This is a genomic window from Lactobacillus sp. B4015 (assembly GCF_026536055.1).
Lineage (GTDB): Bacteria > Bacillota > Bacilli > Lactobacillales > Lactobacillaceae > Lactobacillus > Lactobacillus panisapium.
On the sequence record NZ_JAFNOY010000001.1, the window covers coordinates 154168 to 173924 of the forward strand.

The following is a 19757-nucleotide window of genomic DNA, read 5'->3' on the forward strand; positions in this document are numbered from 1 at the left end:
TATAGCAGAGACTAACTTTTGATGCGAATTTACATTCTAAAACATTGGCTTCTACTTAGACTGATATAAAAAAATAAGTTTGCAATAGCAAACTTATTTTTTGGGCTGATTAAAATGATTTAATACTATTTCTACTAAGAAGGCAAAAAGCCCCATCACAATTGCGTCAGTTATGGTCTTAACTACATTATTGGGAAAAACAATTTTTTGATCGACTAGCAAACTATAACCAAAGCCAAAGATTCCTACCGTTAAGCCTAAAATCAAGCTTTTCGTATACTTGTCCATTGATGTTTCCTCTTTAATAATATTTATTTCTTTAACATCTAGTCAAAGTTTATTTTATTTTTTCAACTACGACCAATTAACAAAACTCAAAGTGTAAATGTCAAATGACATTGCAATAGGGGTAAATAAAATATCGGGAAAACAGGATTCGAACCTGCGACCTCTACGTCCCGAACGTAGCGCTCTACCAAGCTGAGCTATTTCCCGATTAACAAAAAAACTCACCGCGCGGTGAGTCTTTATTTTTTAGAGCGGAAGACGGGATTCGAACCCGCGACCCCCACCATGGCAAGGTGATGTTCTACCACTGAACTACTTCCGCAAGACAAATATTATTATAGCAAACCCCATCTGATTTGCAAACCTTTTTGACAAAAAAATTCACGAAATTGCAACTGGCACATCAAACCTAGCGTTTTTGGGGGTCAGCAAAGGAAAAAACTTTGAACTTCTACGATCTTTTAGTAATAATTACCCTTACCTATAGCTCTAATACTTGATCAAGATATATAATTAATGAAAAATTCTGTATTGAGGTTGGTGATAACAATGAAACATAGTCTAGAAAAATTAGTCAGATGCCCCGAAGGCGAATTAAAATTTACGGATAATCAAGTGCAATTGTTGCTGGGCAATATCGGTAACTTAGATCCAGTTATTCGCGATGATCTTGTCTATACTTTATTTGCCCGCGGCTTTTTAGAACGCGCATTTACTCATGAGCAAGAACAAACTATTATTAATACATTTATAACAGAAAAGAAGCTCTTTAAAGATATTGCTAAACCACAAAATGACAATGTTTTTTTAAGATCATTCAGTGCCTTATTAGGCTCCGTCATACTCGAAACAGATCAGGAAACGGAAATTTTGACGAACGAGCAGCGCAAGCAGCTCTTTGCATGGAGCATTGACTACCTCCTGCGCGAAAAAGATTATCGCGGCTATGTTGAAGGCAAAGGCTGGGCCCATAGCATTGCCCACGGCAGCGACTTTCTTGGTGCAGCTTTAAGTCATCCCAAATTTTTTGAGCAAAATCAAAATAAGCTTATGCAAATAATTCCCACAATTTTTAAAAATATGAAAGCACCTTTTGTCGATGATGAAGAGCAAAGACTCGCTTTTGCATTTTACCAAGGTGTTAAAGCTAACAAAATTGCCCTTAGCAACTTCATTGAACTTATTAATCAAAGCGACATAGTGAGATATCAGGAATTGCAAAAAGACGATCTGCTGTCATGGCATAAATTAAGTACTTGGTTACGGCTTTTACAAAACTGGTACTTCTTCTTTGATGCTACCAAAGATTTACAGATCATATTAAGAGAAAAAATCACTAAATACTATACTGAAATGGGCTATGAGTAAATGGCATATTTTCCTTTGTCTTTTTAGCAAATTTATAACAATTTAATTATTCGATATTGTTTCAATGAATCCGAAAACGAAAATTTAGCAATAAAAGGCATAATCGGTTGAATAGACTTAAACTTTAAATAGTCAAAGGTAGGGTCAAAATAATTAATAACCGTACCAATAGCGTTTCCATGACTAGCAATAATTACACGCTGTTTTTCGTGATTCTTAATGACAAATTCCAAGGCCTTAATATTTCTTTGTTGCGTTTGTCGTAAAGATTCGCCTTTAGGCAATTTATAATCGAAATTAGCCCATTGGGATTCACAAAATTCATGGAAGTTAGAAATCCAGCTATCACCGACTTTTCTTTCTCTAAAAGCTTCAATTCGCTTAACTTTTAACTTTTTTTGTTTGGCAACGGGCTGAATAGTCTCAACCGCGCGTTTATATGGGCTGGAATAAATGGCACTTATGTTTTGATTGCTAAAATATTCTACTAACTTTTGGCAATCAGCCAACCCTTTTTTGGATAACTGCCTGGTTAAGTCGTTGTGATTGCTTAAGTCTGGTTCTGCATGCCGAACAAAATACACAATTGTCATTTATGATTTTTCTCTTTCAGTTAAATTTAGTGTTAAAAAGTGACTTACTGCCATTATCTATTAATTGGTTACAAAAAAGCAAACCATTAAAATTAAAGGCTTGCTTTTTACAGACATGTTATGTTAATGATCTTTTTTCTTCAAATCTTCCTGAACTTCACGGTCAATATCTTCAACCTTTTCTGGACGCATCGTTGGGAAGAGCAAAACATCCCTAATGGCAGGCGCATCAGTTAAGAGCATTACCAAACGGTCAATACCGATGCCGAGACCACCTGTAGGCGGCATTCCGTATTCCATTGCCCGCAAGTAATCTTCATCAATCATGTCGGCTTCATCGTTACCAGCTTCACGTTCATCCATTTGCGCTTCAAAACGTTCACGTTGGTCATCTGGATCGTTCAACTCAGAAAAGGCATTGCCGTATTCTTCGCCCATGATATAGATTTCAAAACGGTCAGTGAAACGAGGATCATCAGCATTCTTTTTAGCCAGTGGTGAAATTTCAACTGGGTGACCATAGACAAAGGTTGGGTCAACAATTGTTTCTTCACAGTATTTTTCAAAGAAAGCGTTGATAATGTGACCAACCTTCCAGAAACTTTCCACCTTGATATCATGATCTTCAGCAATCTTAGTTGCTTCCTCAACGCTCATTTCTTTCCAGAAATCAACGCCAGTTTTTTCTTTAATCAAATCAACCATGTGAACACGACGGAATGGCTTGCCAAGATCAATTTCGGTACCCTGGTAAGTTACCTTACCATCATCCGTAACAACGTTAGCAGCTGCCCGAATAATGCCTTCTGCTTCATCCATCACATCGTGGAAGTCCCAGTATGCGGCATAGGTTTCCAGTTCAGTAAATTCTGGGTTATGGTGAGTATCTAGACCTTCATTTCTGAACACACGACCAATTTCGTAGACCCGTTCCATATCACCGACAATCAAGCGCTTAAGAGGCAATTCAAGTGCTATTCTCATGTATAAGTCAATATCAAGAGCATTGTGGTGGGTAATAAATGGCCGAGCTTCAGCACCACCAGGAATATTGTGTAAAACTGGCGTTTCAACTTCCAAGAAGTCCTTACCATTTAAGAAATCACGGATTGCTTGAATAATCTTAGTCCTGTTAACAAAACGTTTATAACTTTCATGATTAGTAATTAAGTCCAAATAACGTTGACGGTAGATTTGTTCAACGTCCTTCAAACCATGGTATTTATCTGGCAAAGGCCGTAAAGCTTTAGATAAGAAAGTTACGTGCAAAGCCCGAATGGTTAATTCACCAGTATCGGTCTTCATCACTTCGCCATCGATACCTAAGAAGTCACCAATATCAGATTTTTTGAAAATCTGGTAGTTTTCTTCACCGACGATGTCTTTACGAACGTAAATCTGAATCTTACCAGTTCTGTCATAAAGATCAGCAAAACCGACTTTACCCTTACCTCTTTTTGCCAACATTCTGCCAGCAACTTTGGTCTTAGGGAGCTCGCTATTTAACTCATCCTTATCATCTTGTGCGTATTTTTCATTTAAAGTTCGAGCCAAATCTTGCCGGTCAAATTTTCTCATGCCAAATGGCTCAATCCCATTTTCGCGTAATTCTTCCATTTTTTGGCGGCGAACGATTAATTGGTCGTTCATTTCACTTTTAGCCAATTACTTTTCCTCCATTATCTTTCTATTTTCGCTTCTAACAGCCTTTTGTGCTTGCCTTGCTTCATAGTCCTCAACAAAATTGTCAAGTAAGTCATAAACCTCTTGTGCCGTCCAAACTTCATTTATTTTAGCACGAGTACGGGCTGAACGGGGAATTCCCTTCAAATAATATGCTGCTTGTTGCCTAAACTCTGGGACAGCAATTTTTTCACCTTTAAGATCTACTAGGCCCTTCAACTGGTGTTTAGCAGTTGCTACCCGCTCACGAACCGTCTGAGGTGCGAGCTTTTCACCAGTGTCCAAATAATGCACCATATCTTTGACAATCCACGGATTACCTAAAGCAGCGCGACCAATCATGACGGCGGTACAGCCAATTTCATCTAAGGCCTTTTTAGCAAGTTCAGGTGTTGTAATGTCACCGTTAGCAACAAATGGCACGTCAAGTACTTGAGCTACCTCATGAAGCGTCTCCCAGTCTGCTTCACCGGCATACATTTGTTTCCGAGTTCTGCCGTGCATCGCAATCATACTGGCACCCGCTTCTTGGGCAGCTAAGGCATTTTCAACCGCAAAAATATGTTTACGATCCCAACCAATCCGCATTTTAACGGAAACGGGCTTAGAAACATTTTGGACTACGGCGTGCACCATTTGATAAATTTTGTTAGCATCCAAAAGCCACTTCGACCCCGCATCGGTCTTAGTGATTTTTGGCACCGGACACCCCATATTAATATCAATAATATCAGCCGCCGTGTGTTGATCAATATATTGTGCCGCTTCAAGCAGGGTTTCCTCTGTACCACCAAAAATTTGAATACTCATTGGGTGTTCACGCGGATCAACCTGCATCATCGACATTGTTTTTTTATTGCGATAAATAATTCCATGATCAGAAATCATCTCGCATACAACCAAGCCGGCACCGAATTCCTTACAAATCATCCGAAAAGCCGAATTCGATACTCCGGCCATCGGCGCTACAACAACCCGGTTTGGGATGGTTATTTCGCGAATTTTCCAGCTATTATTCACCAAATCATCCTTTCAAATACTTTAACATCATAACAAAAAGGATCTTATAAGCAAAATTTCTGGCTATTATGCATGCTAAAATTTAAGTAATTTAATTTTTGATTATTCAATAAAGAAATTGCACGGTGCAACCCGATTGTAGTAACGCAAAAAGGCTTCTTTACTATGATCGTCAACTGAAATATTGGTGACACCAGCATTTTGCATTTCACCAATTTTAGAAATTTTCTTACTTCCTAAAATGTTCTGTACCATCGACCGCGAAGCAGTACCATGGAATACCAATGCAACTGATTCATTCACATGCCGCTGAACCAGGTCATGCCAAAAGTCGGTTAAACGTGCAGCTAAATGCTCGTAACTTTCACCGGTACAATAATTAGTATAATTTTCAGTAAAATACCCTAAATCATCAAAGGCCTGTGGGTATTTCGAGCGAATATCTACAGCAGATTTTCCGTCCCAATTACCATAATTCATTTCCTTAAGCCGGTTATCATAAATAATGTTGTGCTTATTTTGATTCAATATCTCAGCCGTTTGCTTAGCCCTAGTTAAGGGGCTGGCGTAGACATAATCAATTTTATTAATGTCAAAACTATCACGTAAAGCTTCAGCCTGCTTAATTCCCGTTTCGTTTAAGGGCAGGTTGGTTCCTGAACCATTAATGGCTAAGGTTTTATTAGTATCAGTTTGACCGTGACGCACAATATACACGTTTAGCATTTAGTTACACTCCTTATTCTATTTCGATTCAACTTCTCCATTATAATCAAATTTAGTAATTGCCGCACCCTAATTTTAAGGAATAATTAAGTGCTAGCCCTAGTTTTTACAACTCCACCACATGTTTATAATAGCGAAGTTCGGCTGTCCGGTGAATGACACTAATAATCGTACTCTTAGGTATATATTGTTTAAGCATTTTATAGACGGTAGCAATCGATTTTTCATCCAAATTACTTGTAAATTCATCTAATAACAAAATTTGTGGTTTAGTGATGATCGCCCGCATAAAGAGGATTTTTTGTTCCTCACCGCCTGAAATTTTATTCTTAAAATCTCCAGGCGTTTTATCAATTAAATCAGTCGGGGATTTAATCAGTGAATCTAACCCAATTTCCTGGACTAAGCCGTAAATTTTCTGAAGATCAACTTGATGGTCTGGATAACAGATATTAGCCATTAGGGACCGATTAAACAAGGAGGCATCCTGCGCCACATACATTATGGTAGGCCTATCACTAAACGGAAGAATAATCTGCCCTTTATCCGGTTGATAAAAGCCACTGATAATTTTTAGCAAGGTACTCTTTCCCGCTCCGTTCGGCCCAATCAGCGCCGACATTTCGCCCTTTTTAAAATTGAGCTTTAAATTACTTAAAACCGGGTGTTGTCCGTGATATGAATAACTGATGCCATTAATGATAATTTCTTGTTTACTGCCATCCAGGTGGAAGCAAGTGAGTGGAACTTTTTCTGCTTTACCGTATTCAAGTTCAGCAAGCCCTGCCCGAATCCGGTTTAACAGTTCCTCAATTGCCAAATATTGTGTACCAAAACCGGACAAATTTAAGATGGAATACAATAAAATCAACACAATTGAAAGAGACTGTGAGTCATGAGTGCCTAATAAAAATTGACTAATTCCTGCAATCACACAAGCTAAGACAACAATCATTAATTGTTGCAGCAGCGCTGCCTTGTTTGTAATTGCTTGGACTTTGATAAATGAACTTTGCTCGTGGGCAAGAATTTTGTCCATCTTGTCCTGTTCATATTTAGCTGCGTCACTCGACATAATTGTTTCAACATTACGATAATAATCAACAATATACTCATTAACTTTAGAGGCACTACTTAAAGAAGAAGCCACATTTTGCCGATTTTTCCTTGCCATCATTATCGAAACTAATAGGTAACCAATAAAAAACAATAAGTAAGCCAACCCCAGCCAAATATTTTGCAGACTAAGCAGGATCGTATATAAAATTAACATCACAGCCATTTGAATTACAACAGCTAAACTAGTTTGTTCTAATTCGCGACAAGCAAAGGATACATCCTTAATATAGCTCTGGACTTTGCCAACCGATTGTCTAGCAAAATAACTCAGCGGCTTTTTAGTAATATCTGCCCATAGTTCCTGTTTGGAATATTTGCGCACAGCCTGGATAAAACCGTTATTGAGGCAATTAATTAGCGGCATCATCATAAGTGAAATTGCTAGTAATAACAGAACAATTACCCTGTTAGTTTGCGTTTGCTTTTGCGCAAATAACTGATTAATCAAATAAGGCTGTAAAAAATACACCGCATAACTAATAATTAAAAGCACAATAAAAGCCATGACCCGAGCAACACCGATTTTTAAAATTAATTTTTTCAAGTAGTTGAATATCATGACTTTTACCTTTTTATAAAAATATCGTTATTTAACACTAACTTTTGTCGAACTAAATATTACTTTTTATCAGCTAAAATTGCCTTTAACTCCTCTTCTGTATAGTTATACTTGTTACCACAGAAATTGCAAGTTAATTCTGCACCATGATCTTTGGCAATCATTTCTTGCAATTGACTCGTTTTGAGTGTGACCAAAATTTGGGCATATTTTTCTTTCGAGCAATCACATTTAAATGCAACATCGTCTTTTGCTAAAATCTTGCAGTCATCACCCAAAATTAACTTGGCTAACTCTTCAGGCGTCATCCCATCTAAGAATGAACTAGACAGTGCTGGCAAATTGTTAATCCGCTCAATTGTATGATCGATTAAAGAATCACTTGCTCCCGGTAAGGCTTGCAACATAAAACCACCAGCAGCGCCAATTGAATTATTGGGATTAACAAAAACGGACAGTCCAACAGCAGAAGGAATTTGTTCCGACTTTGTTAAATAGTATGCAACATCTTCGGCAATTTCGCCAGAAACGATTGGTACTTGCCCTGTGTATGGTTCTTTCAAACCTAAATCTTTGGTCACTTCGAGCCAACCTTCGCCCACTGCCTTTTTAACATCAATATGACCATCATCCTTCGGCGGTAATGCAATATGCGGATTTTTCACATAACCTTTAACCGTTAAGTCAGACTTAGCCGTAACAATCGTTGGTCCAACAGGACCATTGCCAAGCAGGCGAACAGTTAACTCCTCTTGATCAGTCAATTCAGCCCCTGCTAGCAATACACCAGCAACTAAAGTTCTCCCTAAAACGGCAGAAGAAGCAGACCAAGTGTCGTGTCTAGTTTGTGCTTCTTGTACTAAATTTTTGGCATTAATCGTTAACAAACGTAAATTTTTAGTTTTATCAATTGCTTTAATTAAATAGTCGCTCATTTTTATTCTCCTAAAAAAATAGAGCCCAACACAGGCCCTATTAATTATTAATTTTGTGAATGATCATCAGAGTGATCGTCATCACTTAAATTAGAATCTTTGTTTTGTCCAGACTCAGCATTATCTGCTTTTTCTGAACCATTTTCCTCAGGAAATTCAAGCTTTTCTGGATTCTCAGGATTTCTTTCTTCTGCTTCTTTATTCTTTTCTAAAGGAGTTTCGGATTTTTCCTCTTCAGAAATTTGCTCTTGTTTTTGCTCACTTGGTGGCAATGAATCTGCACCATCTGCCTTATGATTTTCTTTCTTTTCAGCAGCAGCTTTTGCTTCTTCATAAGTTGACGCTTTAGACTCACTTGGATATTCTTCAACCGTCTTTTCAGGCATTTTTCCAGTAGTGTAGAGTGACATAATCTGCTTTTCGTCCAAAGTTTCATACTTCAGCAAGGCTTCTGCAATGATGCGGTGTTTTTCACGGTTATTCTTAACAATTTCAACCGCTTGTTCATGAGCTTCGTCAAGAATCTTCTTCACTGCTTCATCAATCTTAGCAGAAGTTGCTTCACTATATGGTTTAAAGCCGTATGGATTAGTTTCGCCCTCTTTTTCGAGCTCAACCATTCCTAAAGAATCGGTCATACCGTAATTAACAACCATGCTGTGAGCAATTTGCGTTGCCTGCTCGAAGTCGTTTGAGGCACCAGTTGATTGGTCACCAACAACAACTTCTTCACCTGCACGACCACCCATTAAACCGACAATTTGTTCCATTAATTGTTTCTTAGTCAACAGGAACTGGTCATCTTTTGGCAACATCAGGTTGTACCCGCCAGTCCGTCCGTGAGGTACGATAGTAACTTTACGAACTGTCCGTGAATCGCTTAAGACCAGCCCACAAATGGAGTGACCGGCTTCGTGAAAGGCAACTCGCTGACGCTCTTTCTTAGAAATCATGCTATTACGCTTAGCTGGACCGGCAATGACACGATCTTCTGCTTCATCTAAATCACTTGCAGTAATTTCATTGCCATTGCGCCGAGCAGCAAGCAATGCAGCTTCATTCAACAGGTTAGCCAAATCGGCACCAACAAAACCTGGTGTTTGGCGCGCAATTTCCTTTAAATCAACGTCGTCAGCTAACGGCATGTTCTTAGCGTGAACCCGTAAAATAGCTTCACGTCCGCGAACATCCGGAGTACCAACCAAGACTTTCCGGTCAAAACGACCAGGACGAAGCAAAGCTGGATCCAATACATCGGACCGGTTAGTTGCGGCAATAACAATAACACCTTCATTGCCCTCAAAACCATCCATTTCAACTAACAACTGGTTTAAGGTCTGTTCACGTTCATCGTTACCACCACCGCTAGCATTGCTACCACGACGACGACCGATTGCATCAATTTCATCGATAAAGATAATACTTGGTGCATTTTTCTTAGCATTGGTAAATAAATCACGTACACGACTGGCACCAACACCGACAAACATTTCTACAAAGTCTGAACCAGAAATTGAGAAAAATGGTACATTGGCTTCACCAGCAACTGCCCGCGCAAGTAAGGTCTTACCAGTACCCGGAGGACCCTCAAGCAAAACACCAGACGGAATTTTAGCACCAAGCTTGGTGAATTTGGCTGGATTCTTAAGGAACTCAACCACTTCAACCAATTCTTGCTTTTCTTCTTCTTCACCTGCAACATCAGAGAAACGAACTTTATTTTTCTTCGGATCTTCTGGCTTAACGTGTGAGCGACCAAAATTCATGATGCCGCCGTTACCACCACGGCCACCGCCACTGCTTTGACTAATCATCATCCAAAGCATCACGATGAACAAAATGGTTGGCACAAGCATCACAATCGTGGAAATCCAATTGCCAGACTGTGATTCGCCCTGAGTGGTCATCTTCGTACCACTCTTTTCAGCTAAGTTTTGAACATTCGAAACACTTGAATCATTTTGCAACATCGTTGTCGAAAAACGCGTTACTTTAGAACCAGAATTACCATTAAAGAAGTCAAAACTATTTTTTGACTGTCCCTTGGTACCCTGAGCAGTCTTGTAACTGCCTGATACAGTGTAAACACCATTGGAAGGCTGAACATTAAAGTTTTTAACTTTTCCGTCATTTAAATCCTTCACAAATTCCGAGTAGCTAATGTTTTCACTACCACCGGAATTATCAGTTCCACCAAGTGCCCAGTTGATTCCCCCCAATAATAACAGGAAAACAACAATATAGAACAAGCCGTTTGAAAACAGCCGATTCCGGTTATTTTTCATAAAAAACCTCCGCAAAGTTCCTAAGGATATACGAATAAAAGTTTAACACAAATTTCAGCGATGCTCTAATATTTTAAAATATCTTATTAAATATTGTCATATAAATAATATTGCTGCAATTCAGTTCGCTTATTTTGCTTAACATATGTTTTTTCAACAAAAACGGGCACCTCATCTGCTAACACTGCCAAGCAGTATGGGCGTAAAACATTGGGGATTCCCTTAGCAGCAAATTTTTTCTTGCTTTTAACGTGCTGCCCTGATATTAACTCCAGCCGCGTGCCGGGAGTTAATGAACCAACGACTAGAGCTGCACTAGCTGGAGCATAAAATCGTCCAACTAGCTTGCCAGAAGTACACGGCCTGGTTGTAATTAAGCAGTGGCGGTTATTAAAACCGAACTTTTGCCCTACACTAACATGATGCAGTTTTTCTTGCGGTGGCAAATTATTTTGGTAAAGATAAAAATAGGCTTGGTAAGTAATTAGGTTAAACTCGCCTAAATGCTCATTGACGCGAATATGAAACTTTTGCCAAATAAAATACTGCCAGTAAAAAAGCTGTTGTTTTTTAGATAAAGAGGCAAGCCGCGAAGTTTTGATGCGGTAAGCAATTCCTAAAAAATTCTCTGGCTGTCCGAGCTGGCTAAATTCTAACTCAACCAATGAATCTACCAAATTAAGCTGGTTAGTAAAGCGCAGAGCATTCTGACCAATTTGATGATTTTCTTGTTTTAATAATGGAACAAAGTGATGGCGCAGACGGTTGCGCAAAACGTCGTCTTCATTGTTGGTCTCATCAATCACATACGGAATCTGCTTTTCCTGATCATATTTCAGCAGCGTTTCTTTTTCTAAAGACAAAAACGGACGCAAGAGCGTCCTGTCTTTCATTTTAGTTACCGCCTGTAAGCTATTCATTTCACTGGGATTTCCCGAACGAATAAACTTCAATAAAATATTTTCTAAAAGATCGTCACAATGATGTGCAGTCAAGAGATAATCGGCATTGTTTTCTTGCATCACTTGCACTAAAAAGTGGTACCGATATTCGCGGGCGGCAGCTTCAACTCCTTTTTGGGGATGTAAAGCAGTCGGCCACAACCCATTAACCACCTTAATTGGCTTGTCACGGCAATAAGCTGCAATTACTTCACTTTCACGAGCGGAATCAGCACGTAATTGGTGATCCAAGTGGGCCGCAATGATGGCTAAATGATACTGCGACTGAAGTTCCTCCAACATATCTAGCAGTGCCATCGAATCGGGGCCGCCACTAGTAGCAACTACGAGCATCTTATTCTCAAGGGGCAACCCATGACGCTTAAAAAAATCATCAACTAGCATAATCGGTCAATTCTTGCTGTAATTTGTTAATTTCCTTTTCGGCATCAGCAACTGTCTTAGCTAAAACGGTTAAGAAGTCTTCTTTTTTGGTGGTTGAAAATTCATTAGTATGGTCAATTAAACTAGGATCATTAATCCGCGTTTTTGATAATCCTATTTTACCTTTAAAGTTATTAATTACGACTACCCTAATCGTCTCTCCGACCTGATAGTGGCGTTTTTCATGCAGCCAGTTATCGCCAAAATCATTATGGTGAATAAGGCCCGAAGTATTTTGCGGTAGCGATACGAAGATACCTAAATCGGTAATGTTGTTAATTTTACCAGTAACGCGCTGTCCTACTTGGTATTTCATTAATTGTTATCTTTGTCCTCAGGTAAATTATAAACTGTTTCATTTGGTTTAGAATACAAGAACTTGAAGCGAACAAGTTTGGCCACGTAGTCAGGATCCTTCAAGTCATCGCGTTTAGCCAATAAAATCTTTTTCTGATTATTAATCTGCTTTAACGATTTCTTAGACGTTTGCACTTGCTCATTAATGCGGTTAGTTTGCGCATGCGTAACCGCTAGTTGAATGCCTAAAAAGGCAAACAAAACTAAAAAAGCCGCAATAATCCTGTTGCGTCGAACACGATGTACTTCTTTTTCCCGTTTTTCCTGCTTTTTTCTCAAGCGTGCAACTCGCTCTTCTGGACTAAGCGAATTGTAAATACGTGGTCCTTTCATAATTTTTTCCTTCTATTACTAAAATTACTAATTTCATTATAGCAAGACCACTTATAAAAGTCATTAAATAACAAAGTAATTAATCAACTAATTCGTATAGTTCACTTGCTTCTGCTTTTTTGGTTGTTTCCTTAATGTCACAGACCTTGGCTTTTACTTCTTTAGCGCCATAGCCGACTTCAATAACATCACCGATCTTGACATCGTAACTCGACTTAACGACCTTATCATTAACTTTGATTCGACCCTGATCGGCCATTTCCTTAGCTACAGGACGTCTTTTGACCAAACGGGAAACTTTTAAAAATTTATCTATTCTCATTTTTTTACCTCAAATTATCTTTGAATAATATCATTAGCGCCGGCCATAAATGTTGTTAATTCATTAAAAAGCTGTCTGCTCTGAATCTTAGCTGGCAATTCCAATAAAACAATTAACCGTTTTTGTGGCGATAAGTTAATTCTAGCCTTTAAACTCACATGTTCCAAGGCTTTAAAAATATTCGGTCCTTCCAGCTCTCGGCTTGCCTCTTTATCAAATTCAACTTTGACTTGATTATTGCTTTTAGTAATAGTTAAAGCCTGCGCCAAATCCGCCTCAGTCTTCAATTTTGAAATTGCGAGGAGATTTTCAACCGGCTCCGGATAATCACCAAAGCGATCAATTAACTCATCCTGAATTTGTGCAATTTCATCAACATCAGCCGCCTTAATTTTCTTGTAGAACTCGATCTTTTCTTCCTGGTCAGCGATATAACTTTCTGGAATATATGCTTCCAAGCCCAGATCAATTTCTGCGTTACTCTTTTTAAGCTTTTTCTTGCCCTTACGCGTTTTAATGGCATCTGCCAGCATCTGTGAATACAAGTCATACCCAACACTATCAATAAAGCCATGCTGCTGGGCGCCTAGCATATTGCCTGCTCCACGAATTGACAAATCACGCATTGCAATTTTGAAACCCGAACCAAGCTCAGTAAAATCACGAATGGCATCAAGCCGCTTTTCCCCTATTTCCGTGAGCACCTTGTTAGGCTGATACAAGAAATAAGCATAGGCTAGCCGTGCGCTCCGGCCAATGCGGCCACGCAACTGGTATAGCTGACTTAACCCATAATGGTCGGCGTCTTCAATAATCATTGTATTAACGTTGGGCATGTCGATGCCTGTTTCAATAATTGTGGTGGTCACCAAAATATCAAATTCACGATTCAAGAAACGGTACAGAATATCTTCCATCTGGTTCTTGCTCATGCGCCCATGGACACTCACAATCCTAGCCGTTGGCATCAAATCTTCTAAATGACTAACAACTTCATCAATATCATCAATGCGATTGTGCAAGTAAAAGACTTGCCCACCGCGTTGCATTTCGCGCAAGCAGGCATCCTTAATGACGCTAGGAATTTGTTCCATCACATAAGTTTGAATCGGATAACGGTTAGATGGCGGTGTCTCCATAACAGATAAATCACGCACTCCCACCATTGACATGTGAAGCGTTCGCGGAATTGGCGTTGCCGTCAAAGTCAAGACATCGATATTGGCCTTTAATTCCTTTAGCCGCTCTTTATGTTTAACGCCAAAGCGCTGCTCTTCATCGACGATTAGCAATCCGAGATCTTTAAATTGGACATCCTTTGATAATAACCGGTGCGTTCCAACAACCAGATCAATTTTGCCATCCTTTAACCCCGTTGTGATTTTTTTAGCTTCAGCTGGAGTTTGAAAGCGGGATAAAACAGCGTAATTGACCGGAAAGTTTTTAAACCGATCTTGGATTGTTTCATAGTGTTGTTGGGCCAAAATGGTAGTTGGTACCAAAAAAGCTACCTGTTTATTGTCCTGAATAGCCTTAAAAGCAGCGCGCAATGCCACCTCGGTTTTACCAAAGCCAACATCCCCCACCAATAGGCGGTCCATCGGCTTATCTTGCTCCATATCATGCTTGATTTCTTTCAGTGAGCGCAATTGGTCAGGTGTTTCTACGTACGGAAAAGCATCCTCAAATTCGCGTTGCAAACTATCATCGGGAGAATATGCAAAGCCCTTTTCAGATTCACGCTTAGCGTATAAATCAATCAGGTCATCCGCAATGTCCTCCACCTTCAATTGAACCTTGCGTTTGGTTTTAGCCCATTCAGTTCCGCCTAGCTTGTTAACATGCGGCGTCTTACCTTCCGAAGCAACATATTTTTGAACTAATTTAAGTTGATCCGCTGGCACAAATAGCTGATCGCCATGTTGATAAGTGATTGTAATATAATCACGTTTAACCCCATTATTTTCTAGGGTCTTAATTCCTTCAAAGCGACCAATTCCGTGATTGACGTGAACAACATAATCGCCCGGCTTAAGTTCCGTATAATTGCGCAAACGTTGGGCATTTTCCAGTGTTTTAATTCGGCGATTGTGATGGGTGGTTTTATTAAACAGTTCATGTTCTGTTAGATAAACTAAATTATTATTTGGCAGCGTAAAGCCGCTGGTGAATGAACCCACAATAATTTGTGTTTGCTGCTCAGAAATATCTGCCGCATTAACCACCGGAATATCCATCCCAAATTCGGCCATCGTCTGACTAATCTGCCGTGCCCGTTTAGGATTATCTGCTTGTAAGACAACCGTTTGGCCGTTTCTTTGGTACGATTCAATTTCAGTTTTGATTAGCGGCATTTGACTGAAAAACTGTTGCGGCTCACGTGTCTGCCAATCAAATAACTGTCCAAGTCTTACGCGGCCGATGCTACGCTGAAAGAGTGAAAAATAAATGTGGTGATGCTGATCCTTGGACCAAATGCGGTGAAAGTCAGCCCGTAACTGCTGCCCTGGCAACATTGCACCCGTTTTTAATTCATCATCAATAAAGCCGGCATTTTGTTGGTCAACTGTCTTTACCGCCTGATCAATTAACGGCCAATCGTCAAGTAAAATTAGTCCATCCGAATCTAAATAGTCCAGTAAGCTACTTGGTTTTGCTAGTAAAAAATCAACTAAAAAAGCATAATTTTGCGGTAAAGTCCCACCATTTAATTCATCCAGAATTTGGGTAAAGTGGTCTTTGACGGCCTCTTTTGGAGCGGGAGCATCGCCCATTGCCTTCGTAATCATTTTTGCCGCACGACTAAAGTCAGCAGCTGTAAATACACGGTCTTGCGCTGCCCCAATCGTAACTTCTTCTACCTGCTTTTGACTACGCTGACTTGCTAGGTCAAATTCCTTAATCGTATCGATTTCGTCACCAAAGAACTCGATTCTGATCGGATTTTCGCGATCAAGCGGGTAAATATCAAGGATATCTCCTCTTAGAGCAAATTCACCCGGCCGCGCAACCAAGTTTTCCCGCCGATAACCTGCTTGAATTAACCAGTTAGTTAGTTCAGATAATTCAAACTCTTTACCCGGGGTAAAGGCTCTTCTAGTAGCTTGATATTGTTCAGGCTGTGAAAGTTGATACTGCATTCCTTGCGGCGTCGTTACCACAATTCCCATTTGTTTGCTTAACAAAAAGTTCAGCGTTTGGATTCTGCTGCTCAATTCATCAGGAGAACTAACAGCGGTTTGCGTAGCAATTGTTGCATCAAGTGGAAAAATTTGAACAGTATTATCCGGCATAACCGCATTTAATTCACTATACAGTTTCTGAGCTTTATTTTCGTTTTCCTCAATTAATATTAAAGGCTGCTTGAGTGTCGTTACAATCTGACATAAGAGCAGACTAAAAGCACCGGCATTAGCGCCCGTGATTAGTGAATTTTTAACTTGTACCGCTTTGGCAATAAACGCGGTTAAATCCTGATCTTTTTCGATTAAGTCTGTCAAACGCATGATTTAGTTATACTTATTCATCAAAAACTGACTGCTTTTACCAGCAATAAAATCGGTAATGACCTCACTGCTAGTTTCAAAAGCAGCATCCATTAAGTCTTTTTGCTCAGCATTAAACGGGGACAAGACCCACGAAATAACACTAGCTTCAGTAACATTATCTGGGTGCCGAATTCCAATTTTCAAGCGGTTGAAATTACTAGAACCTAGATCACGGATAATGCTCTTAATACCATTATGACCGCCTGATTTACCATTTGCACGAATGCGGATTTTGCCCAATGGCATATCCATATCATCATGAATAATCAAGATATCTTGTGGCTCAACCTTGAAAAAACGGGCAAACTGAGCGACCGATCGTCCAGAATCATTCATATAAGTTTGTGGTTCAAGCAGGATAATATCTTCACCATTAATTTTTTGTTTTGTATATTTACCCTCGAACTTTTCCCGTTCAAGTTCAAGCGCATTTTTCCGTAAATAATGGTCAACTGCCATAAAACCAGTATTGTGCTTTGTACCATCATATTTTCTGCCTGGATTACCCAGGCCAGCAATTATTTTCATCAAATTACCCCTTACTTTTAGTCGCACTTAATAATAGCACATCCAGCCAAAAGCAAATTGCCCAAGACTATTACACTTTGATTTCAGTCGGTAAAAAAGCTTTTTAATTTGGCAAGCTCGTGCTAAACTCTATTTGTTCAATAAAATTATTCTAATTTTTATTTAATAAAATTAATAAAAACCATTTGAGTGATGGTTGACTAATCAGATTATTTTTAAAATGGAGGCAGTTTCATGCTGATTAAATCTTTAGTTATCAAAAAAGATTATCTAACTACAGTTAACGAACACGCAACACTTGAAGAAGCACTTAAAATTTTAGAAGACTCTGGCTATCGGTGTGTGCCTATCTTAGATGATACTGGGACGATTTTCCGCGGAAACATTTATAAGATGCACATCTACCGCCATAAATCTCAGGGTAAAGACATGAGTTTGCCGGTTACCTACCTGCTCAAAAACGCCACCAAAACAATTAAAGTTAATTCACCATTTTTTAAAGTTTTCTTCACAATTAAGGATTTACCATACATTTCGGTTTTAGACGAAGAAAATAAATTTTATGGTATTTTAACGCACTCCCGCTTGCTTGATATGTTATCTGATGCTTGGAACATCAAGACTGGGTCATATGTTTTGACGGTTTTAACCGATAATTCTCGGGGTAATTTAGTTAAAATGGCAAAAGCAATTAGTAAATATTCAGAAATTGCTGGTGTAATGAGTCTCGATGCCTCCTCGGCCGAGGTTAATGACAATTTTGTTCGGCGAATTCTCTTTACTTTGCCAGCCGGAGTAACAGAAGACACGATGAAATTGATCGTGAAGCGCTTGGAAGCAAAGAGCTACGTAGTAGCAGAAATTGAAGATTTGCAGGCAGGGATGACGATTATGAGTGATGAAAATCCTGGCGTATTCATGAGTAAGCCAATTGATGATTAATTATCAATAATTGTAACTAGCAAAACTTTGTTAGATTAACTATTTTCTAATAGCAAAAAGGCGGCTAACCTCTCTTAGTTTGAGAAATTAGTCGCTTTTTGTATGCTTTTAACTTTTAAAGGACACAGATTTAGATGGCAGATGGCTACCCTTACTATTTTCTTCAAGTAAATAAGTTAATACATCATGACTAAATTGTACCTCTAAGTCTTTGACTGATATTTATTTAATCATTTAAGCTAGAAATACTAAATAAAAATATCTAGCCAATTTATCCTTCACGGTAGATGCGTGGCAAGCGGTCGTCTAGTAAGCAAGCCACTTCGTAATGAATTGAATCAACATAATCCGCCGCAGCCTTAATATTATTCGGAGCAGTAGGATCATTTGAAATCAAAACTACTTTAGTTTTGGTCGGTATCTCATAGGGTAAACGTACCATCAGCTGATCCATGCAAATCCGCCCTACAATTGGACAATATTCGTCTCCGACCTGGATTTTAAAGCCTTGAAATTTGCGGATAAACCCATCTGCATAACCTAGTGGAATTGTACCGATAATTTGGTCACAATCAGCAATATAAGTTGAACCATAACCAACACCTTGCCCCTTGTGAATGGTGTGAACCTGAACTAGTTCACTCTCCAAAGATAATGCTGGCTTTAGTCTAATTTGTGCTGGTAAATCCGGAGTACTTGGATTTGAGGATGGGTTAAGGCCATAAAGCCCGATACCAAACCGAACTAAATCACTGTGCACCTTTTTACCATAGATACTGGCTGCCGTGTTATCCACATGAATCCATTTAGGTTTTACTTTCAGTAAACTCTTAAGATGCCTGAACCGTTCTACCTGGGTTTTAAAGTAGGTATCATCACTGCTATCCGCGGAAGCAAAGTGCGTGAACAAACCTTCTACTTCGAAGTGCGGGTTATCAAGCAAAAAGTCATTAGCTTGGAGAAATTCCTCATCCTCGCTAAAACCAATCCGCCCCATTCCTGAATCAACCGCCAGATGAATTTTCAATTGCAAACCGGTATTGTTAAGCTCTTGGTCTGCTGTATTTAGCCATTCAAAGTCAGGCACGGTCAGTGATATATCATTTTTGGCCGCCAAAGTAGCGTATTCTTCAGGGGCAACTCCCAGGACCAAAATTGGCTGGGTAATTCCCGCTCGGCGAAGTTCAAGGGCCTCATCTAAAATTGCTACGCAAAAACCACTGACACCATTTTTAGCGGCTAATTGAGCAACTTTAACGGCACCATGACCATACGCATTAGCCTTAATTACGGCAAATAATTTTTGCCCAGGCTCAAGGTGGTTTAACTCTTGCTCAATATTTTGCTTAATTGCACTTAAATCGACATAAACAGCTGCCGGACGATGTATTCCAGGAACCATATTCACTTCTCCAATACAACTAAAGTTATTATTTCATGATTATCATGAGTGATACTCGAAAAAATTTGACCATCGAATTTTGGCGAAGTTGTCACCGGGTGCCCGTTTTCATCCCATAGGGTTTCAACATCCATTAAACCGATTTTTTCCCCTAAGCCAGTACCCATTGCCTTTGAAAAAGACTCTTTCAGTGAAAAACGGCCGCCTAAATATTCAACTTTTCGTTTACCAACCATTTTTTGATACTGTGCGAATTCTTTCGGGGTTAAAGCTTTTTTGGCAAAACCATCACCCTTAGCGACAATCTTGGCTACTCGTTCAACTTCAACTGCATCAATGCCCACGCCAAAAATCATTTTTTCTT

General features: G+C 39.3%; 18 protein-coding genes and 2 tRNA genes. 2 read left to right on the forward strand and 18 right to left on the reverse strand.

Going from position 1 to position 19757, the window contains the following annotated elements; translation table 11 throughout:
* Positions 1-93: 93 nt before the first annotated feature.
* The 3 genes from J3U71_RS00795 to J3U71_RS00805 all read right to left on the reverse strand — a co-directional run bounded on the left by J3U71_RS00795 (position 94) and on the right by J3U71_RS00805 (position 610).
* Complete coding sequence (locus tag J3U71_RS00795) at positions 94-288, reverse strand: hypothetical protein (RefSeq protein ID WP_220268380.1); 195 nt, start codon at positions 286-288, stop codon at positions 94-96.
* A 133-nt stretch (positions 289-421) separates the two neighbouring features.
* Positions 422-495: transfer RNA gene (locus tag J3U71_RS00800), tRNA-Pro, on the reverse strand.
* Between the two features lie 43 nt (positions 496-538).
* Positions 539-610, reverse strand: a tRNA-Gly gene (locus tag J3U71_RS00805).
* 227 nt (positions 611-837) lie between these two features.
* Between J3U71_RS00805 and J3U71_RS00810 the strand changes: the two genes are divergently transcribed.
* A complete protein-coding gene (locus J3U71_RS00810) occupies positions 838-1656 on the forward strand; it encodes a DUF2785 domain-containing protein (RefSeq protein ID WP_267392329.1) in 819 nt (272 codons plus the stop codon).
* Between the two features lie 32 nt (positions 1657-1688).
* On the opposite strand, the gene J3U71_RS00815 is transcribed toward J3U71_RS00810, so the two are convergent.
* The 13 genes from J3U71_RS00815 to pth all read right to left on the reverse strand — a co-directional run bounded on the left by J3U71_RS00815 (position 1689) and on the right by pth (position 17049).
* Positions 1689-2249, reverse strand: coding sequence for a histidine phosphatase family protein (locus tag J3U71_RS00815; protein WP_220268382.1), 561 nt, complete (start codon positions 2247-2249; stop codon positions 1689-1691).
* 123 nt (positions 2250-2372) lie between these two features.
* A complete protein-coding gene (lysS, locus tag J3U71_RS00820; RefSeq protein WP_220268383.1) occupies positions 2373-3914 on the reverse strand; it encodes a lysine--tRNA ligase in 1542 nt (513 codons plus the stop codon).
* Complete coding sequence (gene dusB / locus J3U71_RS00825) at positions 3915-4952, reverse strand: tRNA dihydrouridine synthase DusB (RefSeq protein WP_220268384.1); 1038 nt, start codon at positions 4950-4952, stop codon at positions 3915-3917.
* 102 nt (positions 4953-5054) lie between these two features.
* A complete protein-coding gene (locus J3U71_RS00830) occupies positions 5055-5678 on the reverse strand; it encodes a histidine phosphatase family protein (RefSeq protein ID WP_220268385.1) in 624 nt (207 codons plus the stop codon).
* A 106-nt stretch (positions 5679-5784) separates the two neighbouring features.
* Positions 5785-7356, reverse strand: a complete 1572-nt coding sequence (locus J3U71_RS00835) for an ABC transporter ATP-binding protein (protein ID WP_267392330.1) — start codon at positions 7354-7356, stop codon at positions 5785-5787.
* Between the two features lie 59 nt (positions 7357-7415).
* Positions 7416-8291: an Hsp33 family molecular chaperone HslO gene (gene hslO, locus J3U71_RS00840; protein ID WP_267392331.1), complete on the reverse strand. Its 876-nt coding sequence runs from the start codon at positions 8289-8291 to the stop codon at positions 7416-7418.
* Positions 8292-8338: 47 nt separating this feature from the next.
* A complete protein-coding gene (gene ftsH / locus J3U71_RS00845; protein ID WP_267392332.1) occupies positions 8339-10576 on the reverse strand; it encodes an ATP-dependent zinc metalloprotease FtsH in 2238 nt (745 codons plus the stop codon).
* Between the two features lie 86 nt (positions 10577-10662).
* On the reverse strand, positions 10663-11922 hold the full coding sequence (gene tilS, locus J3U71_RS00850) for a tRNA lysidine(34) synthetase TilS (RefSeq protein ID WP_267392333.1): 1260 nt from the start codon (positions 11920-11922) through the stop codon (positions 10663-10665).
* Positions 11912-12277, reverse strand: a complete 366-nt coding sequence (locus J3U71_RS00855; protein WP_220220070.1) for a S1 RNA-binding domain-containing protein — start codon at positions 12275-12277, stop codon at positions 11912-11914. Before J3U71_RS00855 ends, tilS begins: the two co-directional genes overlap by 11 nt.
* A complete protein-coding gene (locus tag J3U71_RS00860) occupies positions 12277-12654 on the reverse strand; it encodes an FtsB family cell division protein (RefSeq protein WP_103752349.1) in 378 nt (125 codons plus the stop codon). The genes J3U71_RS00855 and J3U71_RS00860 overlap by 1 nt, the downstream gene beginning before the upstream one ends.
* Positions 12655-12730: 76 nt before the next feature.
* Positions 12731-12973, reverse strand: coding sequence for an RNA-binding S4 domain-containing protein (locus tag J3U71_RS00865; protein ID WP_103752348.1), 243 nt, complete (start codon positions 12971-12973; stop codon positions 12731-12733).
* Between the two features lie 14 nt (positions 12974-12987).
* Entirely contained in the window at positions 12988-16479 is a 3492-nt protein-coding gene (gene mfd / locus J3U71_RS00870) for a transcription-repair coupling factor (protein WP_267392334.1), read from the reverse strand.
* Between the two features lie 3 nt (positions 16480-16482).
* The gene (pth, locus tag J3U71_RS00875; protein ID WP_220234756.1) at positions 16483-17049 is read right to left on the reverse strand and encodes an aminoacyl-tRNA hydrolase; all 567 of its coding nucleotides are present in this window, start codon (positions 17047-17049) and stop codon (positions 16483-16485) included.
* Between the two features lie 234 nt (positions 17050-17283).
* On the opposite strand from pth, the gene cbpA reads away from it, so the two are divergent.
* Positions 17284-17991, forward strand: coding sequence for a cyclic di-AMP binding protein CbpA (cbpA, locus tag J3U71_RS00880; protein ID WP_103752345.1), 708 nt, complete (start codon positions 17284-17286; stop codon positions 17989-17991).
* Between the two features lie 271 nt (positions 17992-18262).
* Here cbpA and alr read toward each other — a convergent pair whose 3' ends face one another.
* A complete protein-coding gene (gene alr, locus J3U71_RS00885; RefSeq protein ID WP_267392335.1) occupies positions 18263-19393 on the reverse strand; it encodes an alanine racemase in 1131 nt (376 codons plus the stop codon).
* Between the two features lie 2 nt (positions 19394-19395).
* Positions 19396-19749 carry a holo-ACP synthase gene (gene acpS / locus J3U71_RS00890; RefSeq protein WP_220268398.1) on the reverse strand — a complete coding sequence of 118 codons (354 nt, stop codon included), beginning with the start codon at positions 19747-19749 and terminating at the stop codon, positions 19396-19398.
* Positions 19750-19757: the final 8 nt, after the last annotated feature.